Source organism: Haladaptatus rarus, assembly GCF_054177585.1.
In genome coordinates this window covers 206435-222560 of record NZ_JBPEHG010000002.1, presented here as the reverse complement: position 1 = coordinate 222560, position 16126 = coordinate 206435, and the positions used below count along the sequence as shown (strand labels likewise).

The 16126-nt window shown below is 62.3% G+C and carries 22 protein-coding genes; 12 read left to right on the top strand and 10 right to left on the bottom strand.

All coding sequences use genetic code 11. The features are described from left to right. Positions 1–11: 11 nt before the first annotated feature. Both ACR3FE_RS06270 and ACR3FE_RS06265 read right to left on the bottom strand, forming a co-directional pair. On the bottom strand, positions 12–599 hold the full coding sequence (locus ACR3FE_RS06270; protein WP_458206226.1) for a DUF420 domain-containing protein: 588 nt from the start codon (positions 597–599) through the stop codon (positions 12–14). Positions 600–644: 45 nt separating this feature from the next. Further along, the gene (locus ACR3FE_RS06265) at positions 645–941 is read right to left on the bottom strand and encodes a hypothetical protein (protein ID WP_458206225.1); all 297 of its coding nucleotides are present in this window, start codon (positions 939–941) and stop codon (positions 645–647) included. A 359-nt stretch (positions 942–1300) separates the two neighbouring features. On the opposite strand from ACR3FE_RS06265, the gene ACR3FE_RS06260 reads away from it, so the two are divergent. Genes ACR3FE_RS06260 through ACR3FE_RS06250 form a run of 3 tightly spaced genes read left to right on the top strand, consistent with a single transcriptional unit; the run spans position 1301 to position 3695 of the window. Continuing rightward, positions 1301–1717, top strand: a complete 417-nt coding sequence (locus tag ACR3FE_RS06260) for a cobalamin B12-binding domain-containing protein (RefSeq protein WP_458206224.1) — start codon at positions 1301–1303, stop codon at positions 1715–1717. Continuing rightward, a complete protein-coding gene (meaB, locus tag ACR3FE_RS06255; protein WP_458206223.1) occupies positions 1714–2712 on the top strand; it encodes a methylmalonyl Co-A mutase-associated GTPase MeaB in 999 nt (332 codons plus the stop codon). The genes ACR3FE_RS06260 and meaB overlap by 4 nt, the downstream gene beginning before the upstream one ends. Positions 2713–2756: 44 nt before the next feature. Further along, positions 2757–3695, top strand: a complete 939-nt coding sequence (locus tag ACR3FE_RS06250) for an alpha/beta fold hydrolase (RefSeq protein WP_458206222.1) — start codon at positions 2757–2759, stop codon at positions 3693–3695. On the opposite strand, the gene ACR3FE_RS06245 is transcribed toward ACR3FE_RS06250, so the two are convergent. The 4 genes from ACR3FE_RS06245 to ACR3FE_RS06230 all read right to left on the bottom strand — a co-directional run bounded on the left by ACR3FE_RS06245 (position 3672) and on the right by ACR3FE_RS06230 (position 6543). Further along, positions 3672–4043 carry a Zn-ribbon domain-containing OB-fold protein gene (locus ACR3FE_RS06245; protein ID WP_458206221.1) on the bottom strand — a complete coding sequence of 124 codons (372 nt, stop codon included), beginning with the start codon at positions 4041–4043 and terminating at the stop codon, positions 3672–3674. The two genes, ACR3FE_RS06250 and ACR3FE_RS06245, sit on opposite strands and share 24 nt — an antisense overlap. Then, positions 4040–5206: a thiolase domain-containing protein gene (locus tag ACR3FE_RS06240; RefSeq protein ID WP_458206220.1), complete on the bottom strand. Its 1167-nt coding sequence runs from the start codon at positions 5204–5206 to the stop codon at positions 4040–4042. Before ACR3FE_RS06240 ends, ACR3FE_RS06245 begins: the two co-directional genes overlap by 4 nt. Positions 5207–5287: 81 nt before the next feature. Beyond that, positions 5288–5557 carry an HAH_0734 family protein gene (locus ACR3FE_RS06235; protein WP_458206219.1) on the bottom strand — a complete coding sequence of 90 codons (270 nt, stop codon included), beginning with the start codon at positions 5555–5557 and terminating at the stop codon, positions 5288–5290. Between the two features lie 80 nt (positions 5558–5637). Next, the gene (locus ACR3FE_RS06230) at positions 5638–6543 is read right to left on the bottom strand and encodes a twin-arginine translocation signal domain-containing protein (RefSeq protein ID WP_458206218.1); all 906 of its coding nucleotides are present in this window, start codon (positions 6541–6543) and stop codon (positions 5638–5640) included. A 171-nt stretch (positions 6544–6714) separates the two neighbouring features. Between ACR3FE_RS06230 and ACR3FE_RS06225 the strand changes: the two genes are divergently transcribed. Genes ACR3FE_RS06225 through ACR3FE_RS06205 form a run of 5 tightly spaced genes read left to right on the top strand, consistent with a single transcriptional unit; the run spans position 6715 to position 8913 of the window. After that, the gene (locus ACR3FE_RS06225) at positions 6715–6996 is read left to right on the top strand and encodes a 50S ribosomal protein L44e (protein WP_458206217.1); all 282 of its coding nucleotides are present in this window, start codon (positions 6715–6717) and stop codon (positions 6994–6996) included. Positions 6997–6999: 3 nt separating this feature from the next. Continuing rightward, positions 7000–7173 carry a 30S ribosomal protein S27e gene (locus ACR3FE_RS06220; RefSeq protein WP_227355123.1) on the top strand — a complete coding sequence of 58 codons (174 nt, stop codon included), beginning with the start codon at positions 7000–7002 and terminating at the stop codon, positions 7171–7173. Next, a complete protein-coding gene (locus ACR3FE_RS06215) occupies positions 7170–7970 on the top strand; it encodes a translation initiation factor IF-2 subunit alpha (protein WP_458206216.1) in 801 nt (266 codons plus the stop codon). The genes ACR3FE_RS06220 and ACR3FE_RS06215 overlap by 4 nt, the downstream gene beginning before the upstream one ends. After that, positions 7967–8149, top strand: a complete 183-nt coding sequence (locus ACR3FE_RS06210; protein ID WP_458206215.1) for an RNA-protein complex protein Nop10 — start codon at positions 7967–7969, stop codon at positions 8147–8149. Before ACR3FE_RS06215 ends, ACR3FE_RS06210 begins: the two co-directional genes overlap by 4 nt. 5 nt (positions 8150–8154) lie before the next feature. After that, the gene (locus tag ACR3FE_RS06205) at positions 8155–8913 is read left to right on the top strand and encodes a proteasome assembly chaperone family protein (RefSeq protein WP_458206214.1); all 759 of its coding nucleotides are present in this window, start codon (positions 8155–8157) and stop codon (positions 8911–8913) included. Here the strand turns inward: ACR3FE_RS06205 and ACR3FE_RS06200 are convergent. After that, positions 8910–9437, bottom strand: a complete 528-nt coding sequence (locus ACR3FE_RS06200) for a DUF7344 domain-containing protein (protein ID WP_458206213.1) — start codon at positions 9435–9437, stop codon at positions 8910–8912. The genes ACR3FE_RS06205 and ACR3FE_RS06200 overlap by 4 nt on opposite strands. A gap of 203 nt (positions 9438–9640) precedes the next feature. On the opposite strand from ACR3FE_RS06200, the gene ACR3FE_RS06195 reads away from it, so the two are divergent. Beyond that, on the top strand, positions 9641–10207 hold the full coding sequence (locus ACR3FE_RS06195) for a J domain-containing protein (RefSeq protein ID WP_458206212.1): 567 nt from the start codon (positions 9641–9643) through the stop codon (positions 10205–10207). Positions 10208–10214: 7 nt separating this feature from the next. Here the strand turns inward: ACR3FE_RS06195 and ACR3FE_RS06190 are convergent, their stop codons facing one another. Continuing rightward, the gene (locus ACR3FE_RS06190; protein ID WP_458206211.1) at positions 10215–10997 is read right to left on the bottom strand and encodes a DUF7839 domain-containing protein; all 783 of its coding nucleotides are present in this window, start codon (positions 10995–10997) and stop codon (positions 10215–10217) included. A gap of 199 nt (positions 10998–11196) precedes the next feature. On the opposite strand from ACR3FE_RS06190, the gene artA reads away from it, so the two are divergent. Together artA and ACR3FE_RS06180 are read left to right on the top strand one after the other, a co-directional pair. Then, a complete protein-coding gene (artA, locus tag ACR3FE_RS06185; protein ID WP_458206726.1) occupies positions 11197–12135 on the top strand; it encodes an archaeosortase A in 939 nt (312 codons plus the stop codon). Further along, positions 12122–12808: a metallophosphoesterase gene (locus ACR3FE_RS06180; RefSeq protein ID WP_458206210.1), complete on the top strand. Its 687-nt coding sequence runs from the start codon at positions 12122–12124 to the stop codon at positions 12806–12808. The genes artA and ACR3FE_RS06180 overlap by 14 nt, the downstream gene beginning before the upstream one ends. 42 nt (positions 12809–12850) lie before the next feature. Here the strand turns inward: ACR3FE_RS06180 and ACR3FE_RS06175 are convergent, their stop codons facing one another. Both ACR3FE_RS06175 and ACR3FE_RS06170 read right to left on the bottom strand, forming a co-directional pair. Further along, positions 12851–14107, bottom strand: coding sequence for an NAD(P)/FAD-dependent oxidoreductase (locus tag ACR3FE_RS06175; RefSeq protein WP_458206209.1), 1257 nt, complete (start codon positions 14105–14107; stop codon positions 12851–12853). 158 nt (positions 14108–14265) lie between these two features. After that, positions 14266–14802, bottom strand: a complete 537-nt coding sequence (locus ACR3FE_RS06170; RefSeq protein WP_458206208.1) for an NUDIX domain-containing protein — start codon at positions 14800–14802, stop codon at positions 14266–14268. Positions 14803–14877: 75 nt separating this feature from the next. Here ACR3FE_RS06170 and ACR3FE_RS06165 point away from each other — a divergent pair, with 75 nt between their 5' ends. Then, entirely contained in the window at positions 14878–16068 is a 1191-nt protein-coding gene (locus tag ACR3FE_RS06165) for a threonine synthase (protein WP_458206207.1), read from the top strand. The last annotated feature ends 58 nt before the right edge of the window (positions 16069–16126 follow it).

Sequence of the window (16126 nt, the reverse complement as noted above, 5' to 3'; positions counted from 1 at the left end):
GTCGAGCCAGATTACGCTGGAATCGTCCAGCCGTAGATGTGATTGAGCATGACGTAGGTCACGACGCCGAGAACGAGCGAGACGATCCACGACCCGGCAGCGATTCGCCCGACGTTCGCGTGTTTCGTGTTCCGGAGTTCGGCAGGCGTATGCGTAAGCCCGAGGACGAGGGCGAAGAGGACGACCGGAACCGCGACGACCGAGAGGATGATGTGAATCGCGAGCATGATGAGGTAGGCGTAGTACGGGAATCCCTCGACGAGGATGTGTTTCTCGCCGCCCGCGCCACCGACCTTCGTGAGATAGAGCGCGAGGAAGACGAGGATCAGGCTGAACGCGGTGAGCATGGCGGCGCGGTGTTTCTTGACTTCTCCCTTGCGAATCCAGTACCAACCGAGGACGAGCGAGATGGTCGCCACGCTGTTGACGACTGCGATGGCATCGGAGAGGAGATTGACCGTCTCGATGCTGATTCGCGGGTAGATCGGGAGGACACCCGCGAACGTTCCGAGAACGAGGACGTAGCCGAGCACCGAGAGCACCGCCGTCGTCTTCACGGGACTCTCCCGAGCACGCTGTCGCGCAGTCGCCATTTCCATGCGCGGGAGTTAGGAGCGATGTGGTAAGGTGCCTTCGCTTCTACCTCAGTCAGTCTGTGCTGCAGTCGTCCATGCTACTATCGACTCCGCCTCGGCTGGCTCCGTCGAGACTGCTTCTGATTCGACTGCCTCGATCCCGATCTCCACCGAGACCGCCTTCGATTCAACCACCTCCACCGCAACGACTTCCACCGAGACCGCAAACGTGCTGGGGAAAATACCGCAACCGCACTGCAACAGCCACACGTCTCCCCAACCGACTGCGTTTCTCGGCCTGCGGCCTGCGATACCCATCCACCGTCGGAGACAAGTTCCGACTGCGCGCTTCGCCCCAGTGCTCATCCACCGTCAGAGCACGCTCTGACGAGCCATTCGCTCACGAAGACCCCGCACGAGAGTCTGGCGCTGGCGGCTCAGACGACCGCTCGCGGTTGCACCGCTCGCTTTCGAGGTTGCTCCGAAACCGCGTTGTCCTCGTCGCCACGCCAGCGCGCGCCGGGGTGGGTTGTGCCGATTTGTTGTTTGTCGTGTCGATCTGTGGTATCGAAATTGCTTGCCGAACTCGCGTCTCGCGGTAATCTGTCGAACTGGCGAAAAACGTCGTTTTCTCGTTTGTTTATCAACTTGACTTGTCCTTTGACAACTGGGATTTCACACGTATTTCCGTTAAAGTGAAACCCGAACACCGGGAACTGTGTCGTATGAGCGCAGATCAGGAACAGCAGTCGATTCGCTGCCTCGTCGCAAAGGTCGGTCTCGACGGCCACGACCGCGGCGCACACGTCATCGCCCGCGCCTTCCGCGACGCAGGATTCGAAGTCATCTACTCCGGTCTCCACAACGCACCCGACGAGATCGTTCAGGCCGCAGTGCAAGAGGACGTGAACGTCCTCGGTATCTCGATCCTCTCGGGCGCACATAACACCCTCGTCCCCAAGGTGATCGACGGGCTGAAAGAGTACGACGCATTCGAGGACACGCTCATCCTCGTCGGGGGCGTCGTCCCGGACGACGACAAGAAAGAACTCAAAGACCTCGGTGTCTCGGAGGTGTTCGGGCCGGGCACTCCGATGGAAGAGACTATCCAATTCGTCCGCGAAAACGCGCCCGAACGATGAGCGCGAAGCACGCTGAACTCCTCTCCGACCTCCTCGCGGGGAAACACCGGGCATTGGCGCGTGTCATCACCAAGATCGAGAACCGCGAACCGGGCCACCGCGACCTCGTCTCGGAACTCCACGCGCATACGGGTCGCGCCGAAGTCATCGGCATCACCGGAAGCCCCGGCGCTGGCAAATCGACGCTCGTGGACAAGGTGGCGAACTACTACCGGGAACGCGGTGAGACGGTCGGCGTCATCGCTATCGACCCCTCCTCGCCCTTTACGGGCGGTGCCGTCCTCGGCGACCGCATCCGGATGGCGAGCAACGTCGGCGACATGGACGTGTTCTTCCGGTCGATGAGCGCACGCGGCAGTCTCGGCGGTCTCTCCACCGCGACGACGGACGCCGTGAAAGCACTCGACGCCTTCGGCAAGGACAAGATAATCGTCGAGACGGTCGGCGCAGGACAGAACGAGATCGATATCGTGAAAACCGCCGACACGGTCGCCGTCTTGGTGCCTCCCGAGAGCGGCGACACCGTCCAGATGCTCAAGGCCGGTATCCTCGAGATCGGTGACGTGTTCGTGGTGAACAAAGCCGACCTCCCCGGTGCAGACCGGGCAGTGTCCGAGCTCAAGGAGATGATCGAGATGCGCGGCCACCAGCCGACACCCGAGTTCGCAGACGGCCTCGAAGGCTACGACTGGAAACCCCGCGTGATCGAGACGGTTGCGAAAGACGGAGAAGGCGTCACCGAATTCGTCGAACTGCTGGACGAACACCACGAAATCCTCGAATCGACGGGGATGCTGGAAGCGAAAGCCCGAACCCGCTACGCCGAAGAGATTCGAGCACTCTTGCGCGAGGACGTGAACGCTCTCGTCGCCGAGGAGATCGCGGCACAGGGTGGCATGGAGAAACTGGTCGAAGACGTGCTCGAACGCGAAACCGACCCGTACGCCGTCGCAGACGAGGTCATCACGCCCATCGAAGACTGCGTACACGACTGATTTCTGGCACAACGGCTAAACCCGTTCGCACCGCTTTTGTAGGTATGAAACTCCGCCGACTCGTCACAGCCACCGCTGGGGGACTGGGACTCGCCGCACTCGTCAATCAGAGCGTCGCACAGCGTGCGGAACCACTCGACCCACCGCTGGAGGGACACCAGGGCACCTATCGCTGGCGCGGATTCGACGTCGCCTTCACCGAGGCGGGCGACCCGGACGACCCCGACGTGCTCTTGCTGCACGGCATCCACGCCGCCGCGTCGAACAAGGAGTTCGACCAGATTTTCGCCCAGCTCTCGACGCAGTACCACGTCATCGCACCGGACTTTCCGGGCTTCGGGCGCTCTACGCGCCCGCCGGTCGATTACTCGGCGTCGCTGTACACGTCCTTCGTCGTCGATTTCGCCGACGACATGACCGACGACGCCATCTGTATCGCGTCGTCCCTGTCCGGGGCCTACGCGACGCTCGCACAGAACGAGACGGGCGCGTTCTCACGGCTGGAACTCATCTGCCCGACCGCCGACACCGGCCCGCGTCGCGCGTGGCTGCGGGCACTCCTGCGGTCGCCGGTCGTCGGAACTGCGCTGTTCAACGCGCTCGCCAGCAAGCGGTCGATTCGACGGTTCAACGAGCGTGATGGCTACTTCAGCGAAGCGTCGTACACCGAACGCGACGTGGAGTTCGAGTGGCAGACCGCCCACCAACCGGGTGCACGGTTCGCACCTGCATCGTTCGTCTCGGGCTATCTCGACCCGGATGCCGACCTCGGCGACGAACTCGCGGCAGTGGACGTGCCGGTGACGCTCGTCTGGGGGCGGGAAGCGAAAGTTACACCGCTCGAAGATGGAGAAAAGCTCGCAGACGAAGGGGATACGCGGCTCATCGTCTTCGACGAGGCCCGACTCCTCCCGCACGCCGAACATCCCGGCCCGTTCTTGGACGTGCTGTTCGACGAGTTAGCGCCGCTCGAACAGCAGTAGTCGTTCGCCGGTCGTCTCCGACTCGCCGACGGACGCCGTGACTTCGGTTCCGACTTCCACTTCTCCGTCCGCCACGCCGGTCAGCCGCACCGGGCCGAAGTCGGCGACGGCGGTCGTGTACGGCGTGTCGTCCACGAACGACGGTGCGGCGACGTGAACGACGGTGTACGTCTCGATCTGCCCCGTCTCGGGCAGGGGAGTCTCTTCGAGGTCGGTCGCTCCGCACTCCGGACAGATTCGACGCGGCGGCAGTGAACCGTGGCCGTTCTCGCATTCGAGATAATAGCCCTCGTCTTCTGCGACGGCGTCTAACCACTCGTCGTAGCCTTCGTTCGGGTGGTCGCTCATTCTTTCACCTCCAACACGTGAACGGTAGCACTGGCGACGGTACCACCAGCGTTGTGTGCGACGCCAGTTTTCGCGTCCGGGACGGCGTCACTGTTCGGGTGGTCGCCGCGCAGGATTCGCGTCAGCTCCACGATCTGGCTCGTCCCCGTCGCACCGACCGGGTGGCCTTTCGCCTTCAGGCCGCCGGAGAGGTTGACCGGACGTTCGCCGTCGCGGGTCGTCTCGCCGCGTTGGGCCGCGCCGATACCTTCACCGGGTGCGTAGAAGTCGAGGGCTTCGAGCGCCAGCACTTCGGCGATGGTGAAACAGTCGTGAACCTCGGCTACGTCCACGTCAGTCGCGTCGATGCCTGCTTCCGCGTAGGCTTCCTCGGCGGCCTTCTCCGCGGCGGGTGAACGAGCGAGATGCTTTCGACCCTGGAGCGCCATGCGATCGCCGCCCTGTCCGGTTCCCGTGATGGACACCGATGCGTCGAGTCCGTGTTCCGCCGCGAACTCGTCGCTGACGAGCACGGCCGCTGCCGCGCCATCCGTGATGGGGCAGGCGTCGAACAGTCCGAGCGGTTCCGCGATCATCGGCGCGTCGAGTGCCTGTTCGACGGTGATCTCTTTCTGGAACTGGGCGTGTTCGTTGGGCAGTGCGTGCTCGTGGTTCTTGACCGCGATCTCCGCCAGTTGCTCGCGTGAGCCACCGAACTGGTCGAAGTAGGCGCGAGCCATCAGCGCGTACGCTCCGGGGAACGTCATCCCGTTTCGCACTTCGTAGAGGTCGTCTGCGGCGATAGCGAGTGCTTCCGTCGAACCCGCCGTTCCGAGGTTGTTCATCCGCTCTGCGCCGCCGACGATGAGGGCGTCTGCCTCACCGTTCCGGATGTCTTTCACGGCCTGTCGAATCGCCACACCGCTGGAGGCACACGCGCTCTCGTAGCGCGTGGCGGGCGCGCGAACCCCTGCGGCCTCGGCCATCAGTGGTCCCTGGTGGCCCTGGTGTTCCGCCAACTCGCCCATGAAGTTGCCGTAGTAGAGTGCTTCGATGTCGTCACGGGAGACGTCTGCGTCGTCGAACGCTGACGCGCTCGCTTCGGCGAAGAGGTCTCTTCCGGTTCGTTCCGGATGCTTCCCGAAGTGGGTCAACCCGACTCCCGCAATCCGAACACCTGTCATACCAGAGCGTACGGGAGGCGCAGTTAAGAAAGCCACTCCTTTCGATTTCGTGAGACGAAAGAGGAAAAGAGAGTGTAGGGATTACGACACCGCGAGGTCGTCGGCGTGCTTGATGACCTCGACTGCGTCGGCGTCGATGGCTTCGGTGTCGAGCCAGTGTGGAACGTAGTTTCGCGTCTCGAAGTTTTCGCGCTCGTCTTCGGTGCCGATGACGCACCAGAGCTGTGGTTCGTCCGGGCCGTGCCAGTCACCTTGTCGGGTGACGGAAAAGCAGACCTGCTCCTCGCCGTCGTACTCGATGATGGCGTTCTTACGGATGCCGGGATTTCCGTGGATGATGAGCCGCTTCATACCCGGCGATTCGGAAGGCGGTCAATTAAGCGCTTCGAAGGGTGTCACGCGGGCGTCGAACCCGGTCGTGCGCTGGATGTTCAGTCGTACGCGGGCACGTTGTTCATGTGGGAGACGATCTCGTCGCCCAGATTGTCGAGGTAGCCCGAGTGGTCGTCCCCGACCTGAGAGGTCACGTCGAACTCGTTGTAGTTCGGCGCGGGCGTGTTGCCGCTCTCGTAGCCCGTCTCACCGAGCGCCTGATCGAACTCGTAGCTGTTGTAGATCCACTGGAGCACGTCGTCTTCGTGGCTATGGTAGTTGAACGTCGCCGTCGATTCGTTCCGGATGGCGTAGTAAGTGTCAGACCACTCTGTCGTCGGTGCTTCGTTGTCCTGGGCCGCACCGAGCATGTGGATGGAGTAGACCTCGTACCCGTAGGCGTCCCACGTCGAATTCACGTCGAGGTTGCGGAGCGAACTGAGCACGACCTGTGCGCCGAGCGAGTGACTCACGAACCGGAGTGTCGAGGACGGACAGGCAAGTTTGTAGTCCAGCACGAACTGAGCGAGTTTCGCCCCGTTCTGCTGTGCGACCTCCTGGGCCGTCCCCCAACCGTAGTCCCAGTCGCCGCTTCCGGCGTCGTTGTCCCACGAATAGCCGATGAGCGTTCCAGTGTAGCCCGCATTTTCGAGGCTGTTCTTCGCGTCGAGGAACTTTTCCTTCGCATCCTGTTCGGGGTCGTCGCCTTTCTTGTGCCAGCCGTGGATGAACACGGTCAGGTCGTCCACACAGCCGACATCGACGCCCGGCACGTCGCCCGTCGTATCGTAGCTCGTCTCCGTCTCCCAGGAGACGCGGTTTCCGTCGTCGTCGAAGTGCCCGCGCGTCGAGACGATGGGAATCCCGTACCGTTCTGCGCTCGTGATGCCGGTGCCGAGCGTTCCCAGCCCGGTTGCGGCGACGCCTGTCTGCTTGAGGAATCGTCGTCGGTTAACATCTGTCATGGTCGTACAGGATATGATACTACCCTATCTATAATCAAAATTTTTGTTTATATAATAGAATCAAACGGGCGCTTACGGAGAGTTATCGGTGCCGAACCGACCGAGCCATCGGACTCGAAACCAAACGGGTTTTAAGCACTGGTCGTCAAATCCTCCGTAAGGTCGATATCTATGCAGATGCCACGACGCTTTAACACGTACTGCCCGCACTGTCACGCACACCACGAACACGAAGTCGAAAAGGTTCGTACCGGTCGCCGGACGGGAATGAAGTGGGACGCTCGCCAGCAGAAACGCGGTAAAGCTGTCATCGGTAACGCTGGTGGTTTCTCGAAGGTGCCCGGTGGAGACAAGCCGACGAAGAAGACCGACCTCAAATACCGCTGCAGCGAGTGTGGCAAAGCCCACCTCCGTCCAGGATGGCGCGCTGGCCGACTCGAATTCCAGGAGTAAATCATGGCAGGTAACTTCTACACCGTTCAGTGTCCGGACTGCGAGAACGAACAAACCCTCTTCGGAAAAGCGGCAACCGAAGTCAACTGCGTCGTCTGTGGTCACCGACTCGCCTCCCCGACCGGCGGTGAGGCCGAAATCGACGGCGACGTCGTAGAAACGATTCAATCCCGATGAAATACAGTGGCTGGCCCGAAACTGGCGAACTCGTCGTCGGAAAGGTCGATGAGATAGAGGACTTCGGGGTCTTCGTCGACCTCGAAGAGTACGAGGAAAAGCGTGGTCTCGTCCACGTCAGCGAGGTCGCCAGCGGGTGGATCAAGAACGTCCGCGACCACGTCAGCGAAGGCCAGACGGTCGTCTGTAAGGTGCTCGATGTCGACGAGGGGTCACAGCAGATCGACCTCTCCATCAAGGACGTCAACGAGCACCAGCGAAGCGACAAGATCCAGGACTGGAAGAACGAACAGAAGGCCGACAAGTGGATGTCGCTCGCGTTCGGCGAGGAGATGGCAGACGAACAGTACACGCACGTCGCCAACGAACTCTATGCCGAGTTCGGGAGCATCTACGACGGCTTCGAGCAAGCGGCTATCCACGGCCCGGAAGCACTCACCAGCACCGACCTCACCGACGAGGAAACCGACGCGCTGGTCGAAACGGCCCGTGAGAACGTCTCGGTGCCCTACGTCAACGTCACCGGCTACGTCGATCTCCGAAATCCGGGGAAAGACGGCGTCGATGCCATCAAGGAGGCGCTGAAAGCCGCCGGAGGCAACGGCGACATCCCCGAAGAGATCGAACTCGACGTGACGTACGTCGGTGCGCCCGAGTATCGAATCCGGGTCAAGGCACCGAACTACAAGACTGCCGAGGCACAGCTCGAAGAGAGCGCGGCCCGTGCTGAAGCGGTCATAGAAGAGGTGGGTGGTACCGCCGTCTTCCACCGCGAACGTCACACCGACGACGAATGAAATCAGACATCCGGGTGTGTTCCACGTGGAAGACGGAGCACGACCGCCCGGTGTACACCCTTTCTGCGACGTGTCCGGAGTGCGGAGCCGAGGCGATCAACAGTGCACCGGCCCCGTTCGATCCTGCCGACCCCTACGGCGAGTACCGACGCGCTCTTAAGCGGCGCGCCCGCGAATAAGCCACATGGACGAAGTTGATATCGAGATCGTCGCCAATCCGGACCTAGAATCACCGGTACTCATCGAAGGACTGCCGGGCGTCGGCCACGTCGGCAAACTCGTCACCGAACATCTCCTCGAAGAGAAGGAGTCCGAACTCGTTCGTCGGGTGTACTCCGAACATCTGCCTCCGCAGGTGAGCGTCGGCGACGACGGAACGACCGAACTCGTCTGCATCGAACTTCACGCGCTGACCCTGGACGGACAGGACGTGCTCGTATTGTCCGGCGATTATCAGGCACAGGACAACGTGGGACATTACCGCCTTACCAACGCCTTCCTCGACATCGCCGAGGAGTTCGGCATCGAGCGCACCTTCGCACTCGGCGGCGTGCCGACCGGCGAACTCATCGAAGAGTACGACGTGTTAGGCGCGGCGACCTCGGCCGAGTTCGTGGACGAACTCGAAGACGCTGGGGTCGAGTTCCGCGAGGACGAACCGGCAGGCGGCATCGTCGGAACGAGCGGACTCTTGCTCGGACTCGGCAAGCGACGAGATGTCGAAACCGCGTGCCTGATGGGTGAGACGAGCGGCTACCTCGTCGACCCGAAGAGCGCACAGGCGGTGCTCGAGATTCTACAGGACGTACTCGGCTTCGAGGTCGATTTCGGTTCGCTCGAAGACCGGGCAGAGGAGATGGAAGAGGTCGTCGGCAAGATAGAGGAGATGGAGGCACAACAGACCGCCGTTCCGTCGGACGACGACCTCCGATACATCGGTTAGAACAGCGACGACTCTTGTCCACTGTAGACGTGATAGAGTGCGGAAACGAGAAAGAGCGCGAGGAACGTCCACGTCCAGAACTCGAAATCGAGCAGCGGCACGGAAAACAGGTTCAGCTTCGTTGCGGAGAGAACGAGGATTTCGAGCAAGCCGAGACCGACGTAGTAGACCGCCCACGAGACGTCGTGGTGAGGAACGACTTCCATATACACCTCCACTTCTCGAATCCGGTCTTCGAGCGTGAGTTCTTTCGACCGCTGGTCGTACGTCACGATACCGAGGTCGTCGAGCTTCGGGAGATGCGTCTGGTGGAGGGAGACGTAGACACTCTTTCGGACATTTCGTGGCGGCGGTGATTCCCCCGTCTCTATGGTGGCGATATGTTCAGACAGTTCGTCGACCGTCAGCATCCCGTCCGTCTCCCGGAGGTATCGAAGAGTCTCGCGCCGCCGGTCGTTCCGGAGGACGTTGTGAATCTCGCTCTCGTCGAGGTTCTGGCCCCCCTCCGGTTGTGTGAGTTTCATGGTGTAGACAGCGGTGGCTTTCTCTGCGGGCGTTATTCATACACATCATAACCGATGGGTATTAACTTTACTATTATTCCATTCGAAAATCATAGAAAGTTTTCCTGTGGTGAAACGCCGGTCAAATGGTGTGGAAGGCAAACCGGTTCGCCTTACTTATCACGGCGGGAGTTTCTTTATCGTTCGTCCCGTATACGAGTAGCATGCCCGACTGGTTGGTCGACGGTCTCTGGCTCTCGTTGGCGGCGGCGGTGATAATCGCCGGGATCTTCGTCGTCGGGGTACGCCTGTTTCCGACCCAGAAAGCGACGAACGCCACCTACGTGTTCGGCGAGGGGAAACGCCGGACCGAGATTCGGCAGTATCTCCGCGCCATCGGGGAAGATTTCGCCGAAGACCACTTCGTCGCAGGCCAACACGTCGCCTTCTATCTCCCGAAGCGAGACGTCGCCATCACCTTCGACGCGCGGGCCTTCTTCCGCATCGAGAAGTCCGAGACGTTCGCCGTCCTCGTCGAACACGAGATGCCGGGCTACCATCTCGGCGACCGCCTTCCGTTCGAGACGCCGACGTTAGACCAGGAAGAGGCGGTCGATACCACGCGGGCCGCGTTCGCCATCCTCGGACTGCCGACCAGCGCGACGCTCTCGGAGATCAAAGCGGCGTACCGCGACAAAGTGAAAGACGTCCACCCCGACCACGGCGGAACACAGGAGGAGTTCCAGCGGGTGCGCGAGGCGTACACGACCGCGAAACGACGCGCCAGTTGACCTTCCGCTAGCTGACGTTCGCCACTTCGTACGCCACGCCGCCGTCACGGAGCGCATCCGTCACCCGTCCCACGCTATCTGCGGTTGCGACGATGACCACGTCGAGTCCACGCTCTGCCGCCTCGGCGGCGACTTCACCGGTCGCAAACGTCACGTCCGGGTCGATATCTGCGGCACGGAGGGCGACGACAGCTTCGACGCCGGTCGCAGCGAGTACGTCACTGTCCTCGCACGCTCTCGCCAGTGCATCCGAATCGACCGAGCGACTCCCGCCGGAACGAACCGGAGGTATCTGATACACCGTCACCCGACCCGGTTCGAGATCGATGATTCCCTCGAACTCCGTGACACCGACCTCTTCGCCAGCCGTCGCGTCCGTCGTAGCGACCCCCGTCGCTGGCCCTTCGTCGCCCGGTGAGGCGTGGAGCAGCCCGTCCCGCAGGGAGAGCGTCACCGACGACCCTTCCTCGATGTCGGTCGTCGCTATCGCTGCGTCCTCGCCGACGTTCCCGAGGATATCGTCGGTGACGTGATCTGCGAATCGGCGAACGTCGGTGGCGGATTGCAGAAGCCAATCGACGCCCTCTTTCGTCACGCTGTAGCGCGACCGACCTTCCTTCTCGACCAGTCCGTCGTCGACGAGTCCCCGGATGTACTCGCTCACGGCTTGACTCGTGACGCCGACGGCGTCGGCGATCTCGCCCTGACTCACTGCGGGTTGTCGAGCCGCGATCTCGGCGAGGATGCGAAACCGCGTCGCAGCACGTTTGTCCTCCAACACGTCGGCCATGCCCGAACAGTCGGGTGGCACGATAAAAATACCAGCGGTGTCCCGCCGTTTTCCGACCGTGAGGACGAGCGTCAGGTCTATATTTCGGGACGACAAGTGTCGAACAGTGACTGCAGTACTCCCCGACGCGTCCTTCGTAGCTCTCCCCGACGCGCCCCTCGCGATCCTCCCCGGCGTGTCCCTCGTAGCCCTTCCAGACGTGTCTCTCACAGCTCTCGCCGACGTACTCGCGTGGCTCGTCATCGTCGCGTTCGTCGCCACCGCCCTCCTCGAACGGTACGACCGACAGATAGCCCGAACCATTGGTGCCGGTGCATGGGTGCTATTCGGCGTGTTCTGGGGCGTCCTCTTCCCCCGGTTCGCCTTCGAGATGAAGAGTTTCGTGGAAGGCGCACTCAGCCTCGCCGCGGTTCCCCTCTGCGTGTACGCTGGTTACCAACTCTACTCGGGGCGGGACTCGCTGTTCGTGCTTTCGCGGGCAGTGGCAGCGATGGGTGTCATCTACCTCCCGTTTACGAGCATCGAATTCCTTCGAGAGTGGCTGGTCGAACAGGTGAGCTACCAGACGAACGTCGTCATCGAACTGCTCGGATACGATCCTGAGTTCACCACGGCGAAGGAGAACGGCTACCACAGCGCGTTCATCTTCACCGACGAGACGGGGCACTCCTACTACACCTACCTCGTCCTCGCCTGCACCGGCATCGGAAGCATGAGCATCTTCGGCGGCCTCATCGCGGCGGTGAAGGCACCGATCCGCCGGAAGCTCAGGGCGTTCGCGCTGGCCGTCTCGATCATCTGGGTGCTGAACGTCGTCCGCAACGTCTTCATCGCGTTGGCCTTCGGCAACCAGTGGTTCCAGTACTTCGTCGGCCCCATCAGCAGTCTCGTCGGCTACAGCGACCCGAACATGGTGTCGTTTTTCATCGCCGACCGCGTCCTCAGCCAACTGCTCGCAGTGGTCGCACTGGTCGGCATCCTGTGGCTGGTCGTCCGCGACCTGCCGGAACTGCTGACGGTCATCGAAGACGTGGCGTACCTCGTCACGGGCAACGAGTACGACCTCTCCCACGTCATCGGCCGCGACGACAGCACCGCCCAGGGCGACGCCACCATCCGGGCCGATGGAGGACGCTGAGTTCGCAGACCGGGCGGCCTACCTCCCCGGTGCAGACGCGCTCGTTCTCGCAGACCTTCACATCGGGAAGGACGCCACCTCCAGCGTCGAACTTCCGCTCGGTGAACGACGTGACCTGACGAGTCGGATCGCGACCTTGCTCGACCGGTTCGCTCCAAGCGAAGTCGTCCTCGCGGGCGACGTGCTCCACGCGTTCGACCGGATTCCCAACGACGTACCGGACACCCTCGCCGACCTCCGGACGCTCGCCGACGAAGCAGGCACGGAGTTCGTCGCGGTTCGGGGCAATCACGATTCGATGCTCGACGAACTGACCGATACCTGTGACGAGCATCGTCTCGCCGACGACACGCTTGTCTGTCACGGCCATGCAGAACCCGAAACCGACGCCCCGCACTACGTGGTCGGCCACGACCACCCGGCCATCGAGATCGAAGGGAAACGACGACCCTGCTATCTCTGGGGACCGGAGACGTACTGCGATGCGGACGTACTCGTTCTCCCGGCGTTCACTCGACTCGCCAGCGGAACCGTGATAAACGGGATGCGGGGACGCGATTTTCAGTCTCCCCTCGTCGCCAGTGCCGACCCACTTCGGCCGATCGTCCGCGACGACGAGGCGAACGAGACGTACCGATTTCCACCGCTCGGGCAGTTTCGGAAGATGCTGTGAGCGTGAGATAGCGGACGACCGTAACCGTGAGCGACAGACCGGTCACAGATCCTCGTACACTGCGCGGGCAGCCTTTCGCCCGCTCTCCATCGCGGCGTTGAGCGAGGAGGCTTCCGTGTAATCGCCCGCGAGGTAGACCGCTTGCTGGCCGGTTCGATTAGCTGGTAGAGAGTCGAAGATTCCGGGCAGTTGGGCGAACTGCGCGAACCCGATTCGGTCGGTGTGCAGGTGTTCGAGGTTCGGAAACGTTCGCTCGGGATACCACTCTCGGAGCGTCTGCCGAACCACTTCGGATAGTTCGTCGTCGGACTGCTCGGGGGTTCCGAGGAACGTCGCGGAAAGCAGTTCGCGGTCGTCCGGTGCGTACTCGGGCGCGACCGCGGACAATGGGACGATCTCGTTCGGTGCATCGTCCGCCACGTTCAACACGATCCGGTTTCCCGCATCGAGTGGCCCGTCGTGGGCGAAGTACTGGGTGACACAGCCTCGGGCCTCGGTCGGAATCGATTCGACGCCGGTCAACTCGCGGGCGGATTTCGGGTCTGTGGCGACGATGACCGCGTCGACAGAGAACGTTTCGTCGCCGACTTCGATAGCCACCTCGTCACCACTCGACTCGACTGCCGACACTTCGTCTCCAAGGTGAATCGTGGCACCTCCCCTCCGCGCTTTTTCCGCCAACTGTTCGGAGATCGCCCCCATTCCGTCTGCTGGAATCGCTATTCGCCCGGTCGAGAGCATCTTGAAGGTGAACTCGAATACCTTCTTCGACGTGGAAAGCGACCGGTCGAGCGTGATGCCGCCGTAGAACGGCCCGGCGAAGCGGTCGCAGAACGCCTCCGAAAATCCCTCCTCGCGGAGGTACTCCTCGATGGTCTGGTCGTCTCCGGCGAAGATTTCGCGGTTCGGCTTCCGGGTGAGTTCGCGCCGGAGTTGCAGGACTCGAACTTTGTCGGCGAGATGCACCTCGCGGTTCGTCGCCGACTCGAAGAGGGTTCGAGGGTCGCGGAACGGGTCGGCCAGCACCGACCGCCTGCCGGGTCGGGCCAGCACTGCGCCGGGGGCGAAATATCGCAGGTCGAGCGCGTCGTAATCGAGTTCGCGTCGTGCGGCGGGGTAGTCGGTAAAGAGCACCTGGAATCCCCTGTCGAAGACGAAGCCGTCTTCCCTTCGGGAGCGAACTCGACCACCGACTTTATCCTCACTTTCGAATAGCTGTACGTCGATCCCCAGCTCGGCGAGCCGTCGCGCTGCGACCAATCCCGCGAGTCCTGCCCCTGCGACGACGACGGTTGTCATGGAAGGTAGTCGGCAGTGTCAGGTAAACGTCTCTTGGCCTAACTGATGGGGTCATCTTCGATATCGGGCGTCGAGTCCAGTTCGAAAATCACGGTGCTGGACAGCGAACTCGGCGAGCAGTCGATTGACCGAGAAGGTGGCGACAGTCGGTTTGCGAACTACCGCTCCACCAGCAGTGACCGAATCTCGTCACGGAACTGCGTCGCCCTGGGGAGTTCGTCCAGGGAAAACCACTCCGCTACCTCTATTTTTTCTTCGCCTGCGCGCACACGACCGCCCACGCGCCGGGCGACGAAGCCAGCCTGCAACACCGGCACAAGAATCGAGTTTCCGTAGTCGAATCGAAGCGTCTCGGTGAACAGCAGGTCGGTCACCTCGCAGTCGATTTCCGTCTCCTCTCGCGTCTCGCGTTCGGCAGTCTCGGCGGGTCGTTCTCCCCGTTCTCCTTTTCCGCCTGCTGGTTCCCACGCGAACGAGTGCCCCGAATCCCGTATCAGCAGGATTCGCCCGTCGTCCACGACGAAACAGACCGCGACCCACGGGAAGATGTCGTCCGGCGTGGCTGGAAAATCGTGTTCCGACACCCGGATCGGGTCGCGCTCGCGGTGGGGAACCTCGCCCCATCGTTCCGTCAGCGAAGCGCGAAGGGTGTCTGCACGCTCCGCGAGTTCCGACCGGACTGCCGCCGGTTCCATACCTGACAACTATGGTACAGGGGTAAAAAGACGGGGGATGAACAGGGCTTAGTGCCCGCCCGCGAAAGTCCGGCTATGGAGACGACGGACGCTTTCATCGGCCTGACGTGCGTTGATTGCGACGAGACGTTCGACGCGGACGTGGGGACGCATCGCTGTCCCGACTGCGGCGGCATCCTCGACCCGGACTACGAGTACGACGAGATCAGCCTCTCGCAGAGCGACCTCGAATCCCGACCGTTCGAGACGATGTGGAAGTACGAAGAACTGCTTCCCTTCTCGCACGACTCGGCGGTGACGATGGACGAGGGTGCGACACCCCTGGTCGAGTGTCCGAACCTCGCCGAGGAGATGGGTGTCGGGCGCGTACTGCTCAAAGACGAAGGGCGTAACCCGACCGGGACGTTCAAAGACCGCGGGCAGACGATGGCGGTGACGGCGGCGACCCAGCACGGCGCGAGTGACGTGGCGCTCGCCTCCGCCGGAAACGCCGGGCAGGCGGCCTCGGCCTACGCCGCCCGTGCCGGACTCGACTCGCACGTCTTCCTCCCGACGCGCTCCGGGTTCACGAACAAGGCGATGGTGAACGTCCACGGCGGCGACCTGACCGTCGTCGAAGGGCGGATCGGCGACGCGGGAACCGCCTACGCGGACGCCATGGAAGACGAGGACTGGTACTCCGTCCAGACGTTCGTCACGCCCTACCGTCACGAAGGAAAGAAGACGATGTTCTACGAGGTCGCCGAACAGATGGACTGGGAGATCCCCGACGCCGTGGTCTACCCCACGGGTGGCGGTGTCGGACTGGTCGGCATGCACAAGGCCGCAAAGGAGTTCCGCGACCTGGGCCTGACCGACGACCTTCCGGCGATGTACGCCGCCCAGGCTACCGGATGTGCGCCCATCGTGAAAGCGTGGGACGAGGGCAAAGCGGTACACGAAGCATGGGAGACCCCTGACACCATCTGCGGCGGTATCGAGATTCCCGACCCCGGCGCGAGTCCGCTCATCTTAGACGCAATCCGCGAGAGCGACGGCGGCGCAGTAGCGACCAGCGACGCTGAGATACTCGATTCTGCGGTCGCAGTCGCACAGCAAGAAGGACTGGAGATGGGGGCGACCTGCGCCGCCGCCGCGAGCGGTGCATGGGAACTCGCCGCGCTGGGCGAGTTCGACGAAGACGATACGATCGTCCTGCTCAACACGGGCGCGGGCAACAAAGACGACGACGTGCTCCGCAGTCACCTGATGAGTAAGGGAATCTGACTCGAACCGCTACCGTTTCACCCGTAGTTTTTTATCGAAAGCCGGAACCAAAGCGACC

Bases quoted from the DNA above. Each gene is read 5' to 3' on its own strand.
- ACR3FE_RS06270 (WP_458206226.1), bottom strand. From the start codon at position 599: ATGGAAATGGCGACTGCGCGACAGCGTGCTCGGGAGAGTCCCGTGAAG.
- ACR3FE_RS06265 (WP_458206225.1), bottom strand. From the start codon at position 941: ATGAGCACTGGGGCGAAGCGCGCAGTCGGAACTTGTCTCCGACGGTGG.
- ACR3FE_RS06260 (WP_458206224.1), top strand. From the start codon at position 1,301: ATGAGCGCAGATCAGGAACAGCAGTCGATTCGCTGCCTCGTCGCAAAG.
- meaB (WP_458206223.1), top strand. From the start codon at position 1,714: ATGAGCGCGAAGCACGCTGAACTCCTCTCCGACCTCCTCGCGGGGAAA.
- ACR3FE_RS06250 (WP_458206222.1), top strand. From the start codon at position 2,757: ATGAAACTCCGCCGACTCGTCACAGCCACCGCTGGGGGACTGGGACTC.
- ACR3FE_RS06245 (WP_458206221.1), bottom strand. From the start codon at position 4,043: ATGAGCGACCACCCGAACGAAGGCTACGACGAGTGGTTAGACGCCGTC.
- ACR3FE_RS06240 (WP_458206220.1), bottom strand. From the start codon at position 5,206: ATGACAGGTGTTCGGATTGCGGGAGTCGGGTTGACCCACTTCGGGAAG.
- ACR3FE_RS06235 (WP_458206219.1), bottom strand. From the start codon at position 5,557: ATGAAGCGGCTCATCATCCACGGAAATCCCGGCATCCGTAAGAACGCC.
- ACR3FE_RS06230 (WP_458206218.1), bottom strand. From the start codon at position 6,543: ATGACAGATGTTAACCGACGACGATTCCTCAAGCAGACAGGCGTCGCC.
- ACR3FE_RS06225 (WP_458206217.1), top strand. From the start codon at position 6,715: ATGCAGATGCCACGACGCTTTAACACGTACTGCCCGCACTGTCACGCA.
- ACR3FE_RS06220 (WP_227355123.1), top strand. From the start codon at position 7,000: ATGGCAGGTAACTTCTACACCGTTCAGTGTCCGGACTGCGAGAACGAA.
- ACR3FE_RS06215 (WP_458206216.1), top strand. From the start codon at position 7,170: ATGAAATACAGTGGCTGGCCCGAAACTGGCGAACTCGTCGTCGGAAAG.
- ACR3FE_RS06210 (WP_458206215.1), top strand. From the start codon at position 7,967: ATGAAATCAGACATCCGGGTGTGTTCCACGTGGAAGACGGAGCACGAC.
- ACR3FE_RS06205 (WP_458206214.1), top strand. From the start codon at position 8,155: ATGGACGAAGTTGATATCGAGATCGTCGCCAATCCGGACCTAGAATCA.
- ACR3FE_RS06200 (WP_458206213.1), bottom strand. From the start codon at position 9,437: ATGAAACTCACACAACCGGAGGGGGGCCAGAACCTCGACGAGAGCGAG.
- ACR3FE_RS06195 (WP_458206212.1), top strand. From the start codon at position 9,641: ATGCCCGACTGGTTGGTCGACGGTCTCTGGCTCTCGTTGGCGGCGGCG.
- ACR3FE_RS06190 (WP_458206211.1), bottom strand. From the start codon at position 10,997: ATGGCCGACGTGTTGGAGGACAAACGTGCTGCGACGCGGTTTCGCATC.
- ACR3FE_RS06180 (WP_458206210.1), top strand. From the start codon at position 12,122: ATGGAGGACGCTGAGTTCGCAGACCGGGCGGCCTACCTCCCCGGTGCA.
- ACR3FE_RS06175 (WP_458206209.1), bottom strand. From the start codon at position 14,107: ATGACAACCGTCGTCGTCGCAGGGGCAGGACTCGCGGGATTGGTCGCA.
- ACR3FE_RS06170 (WP_458206208.1), bottom strand. From the start codon at position 14,802: ATGGAACCGGCGGCAGTCCGGTCGGAACTCGCGGAGCGTGCAGACACC.
- ACR3FE_RS06165 (WP_458206207.1), top strand. From the start codon at position 14,878: ATGGAGACGACGGACGCTTTCATCGGCCTGACGTGCGTTGATTGCGAC.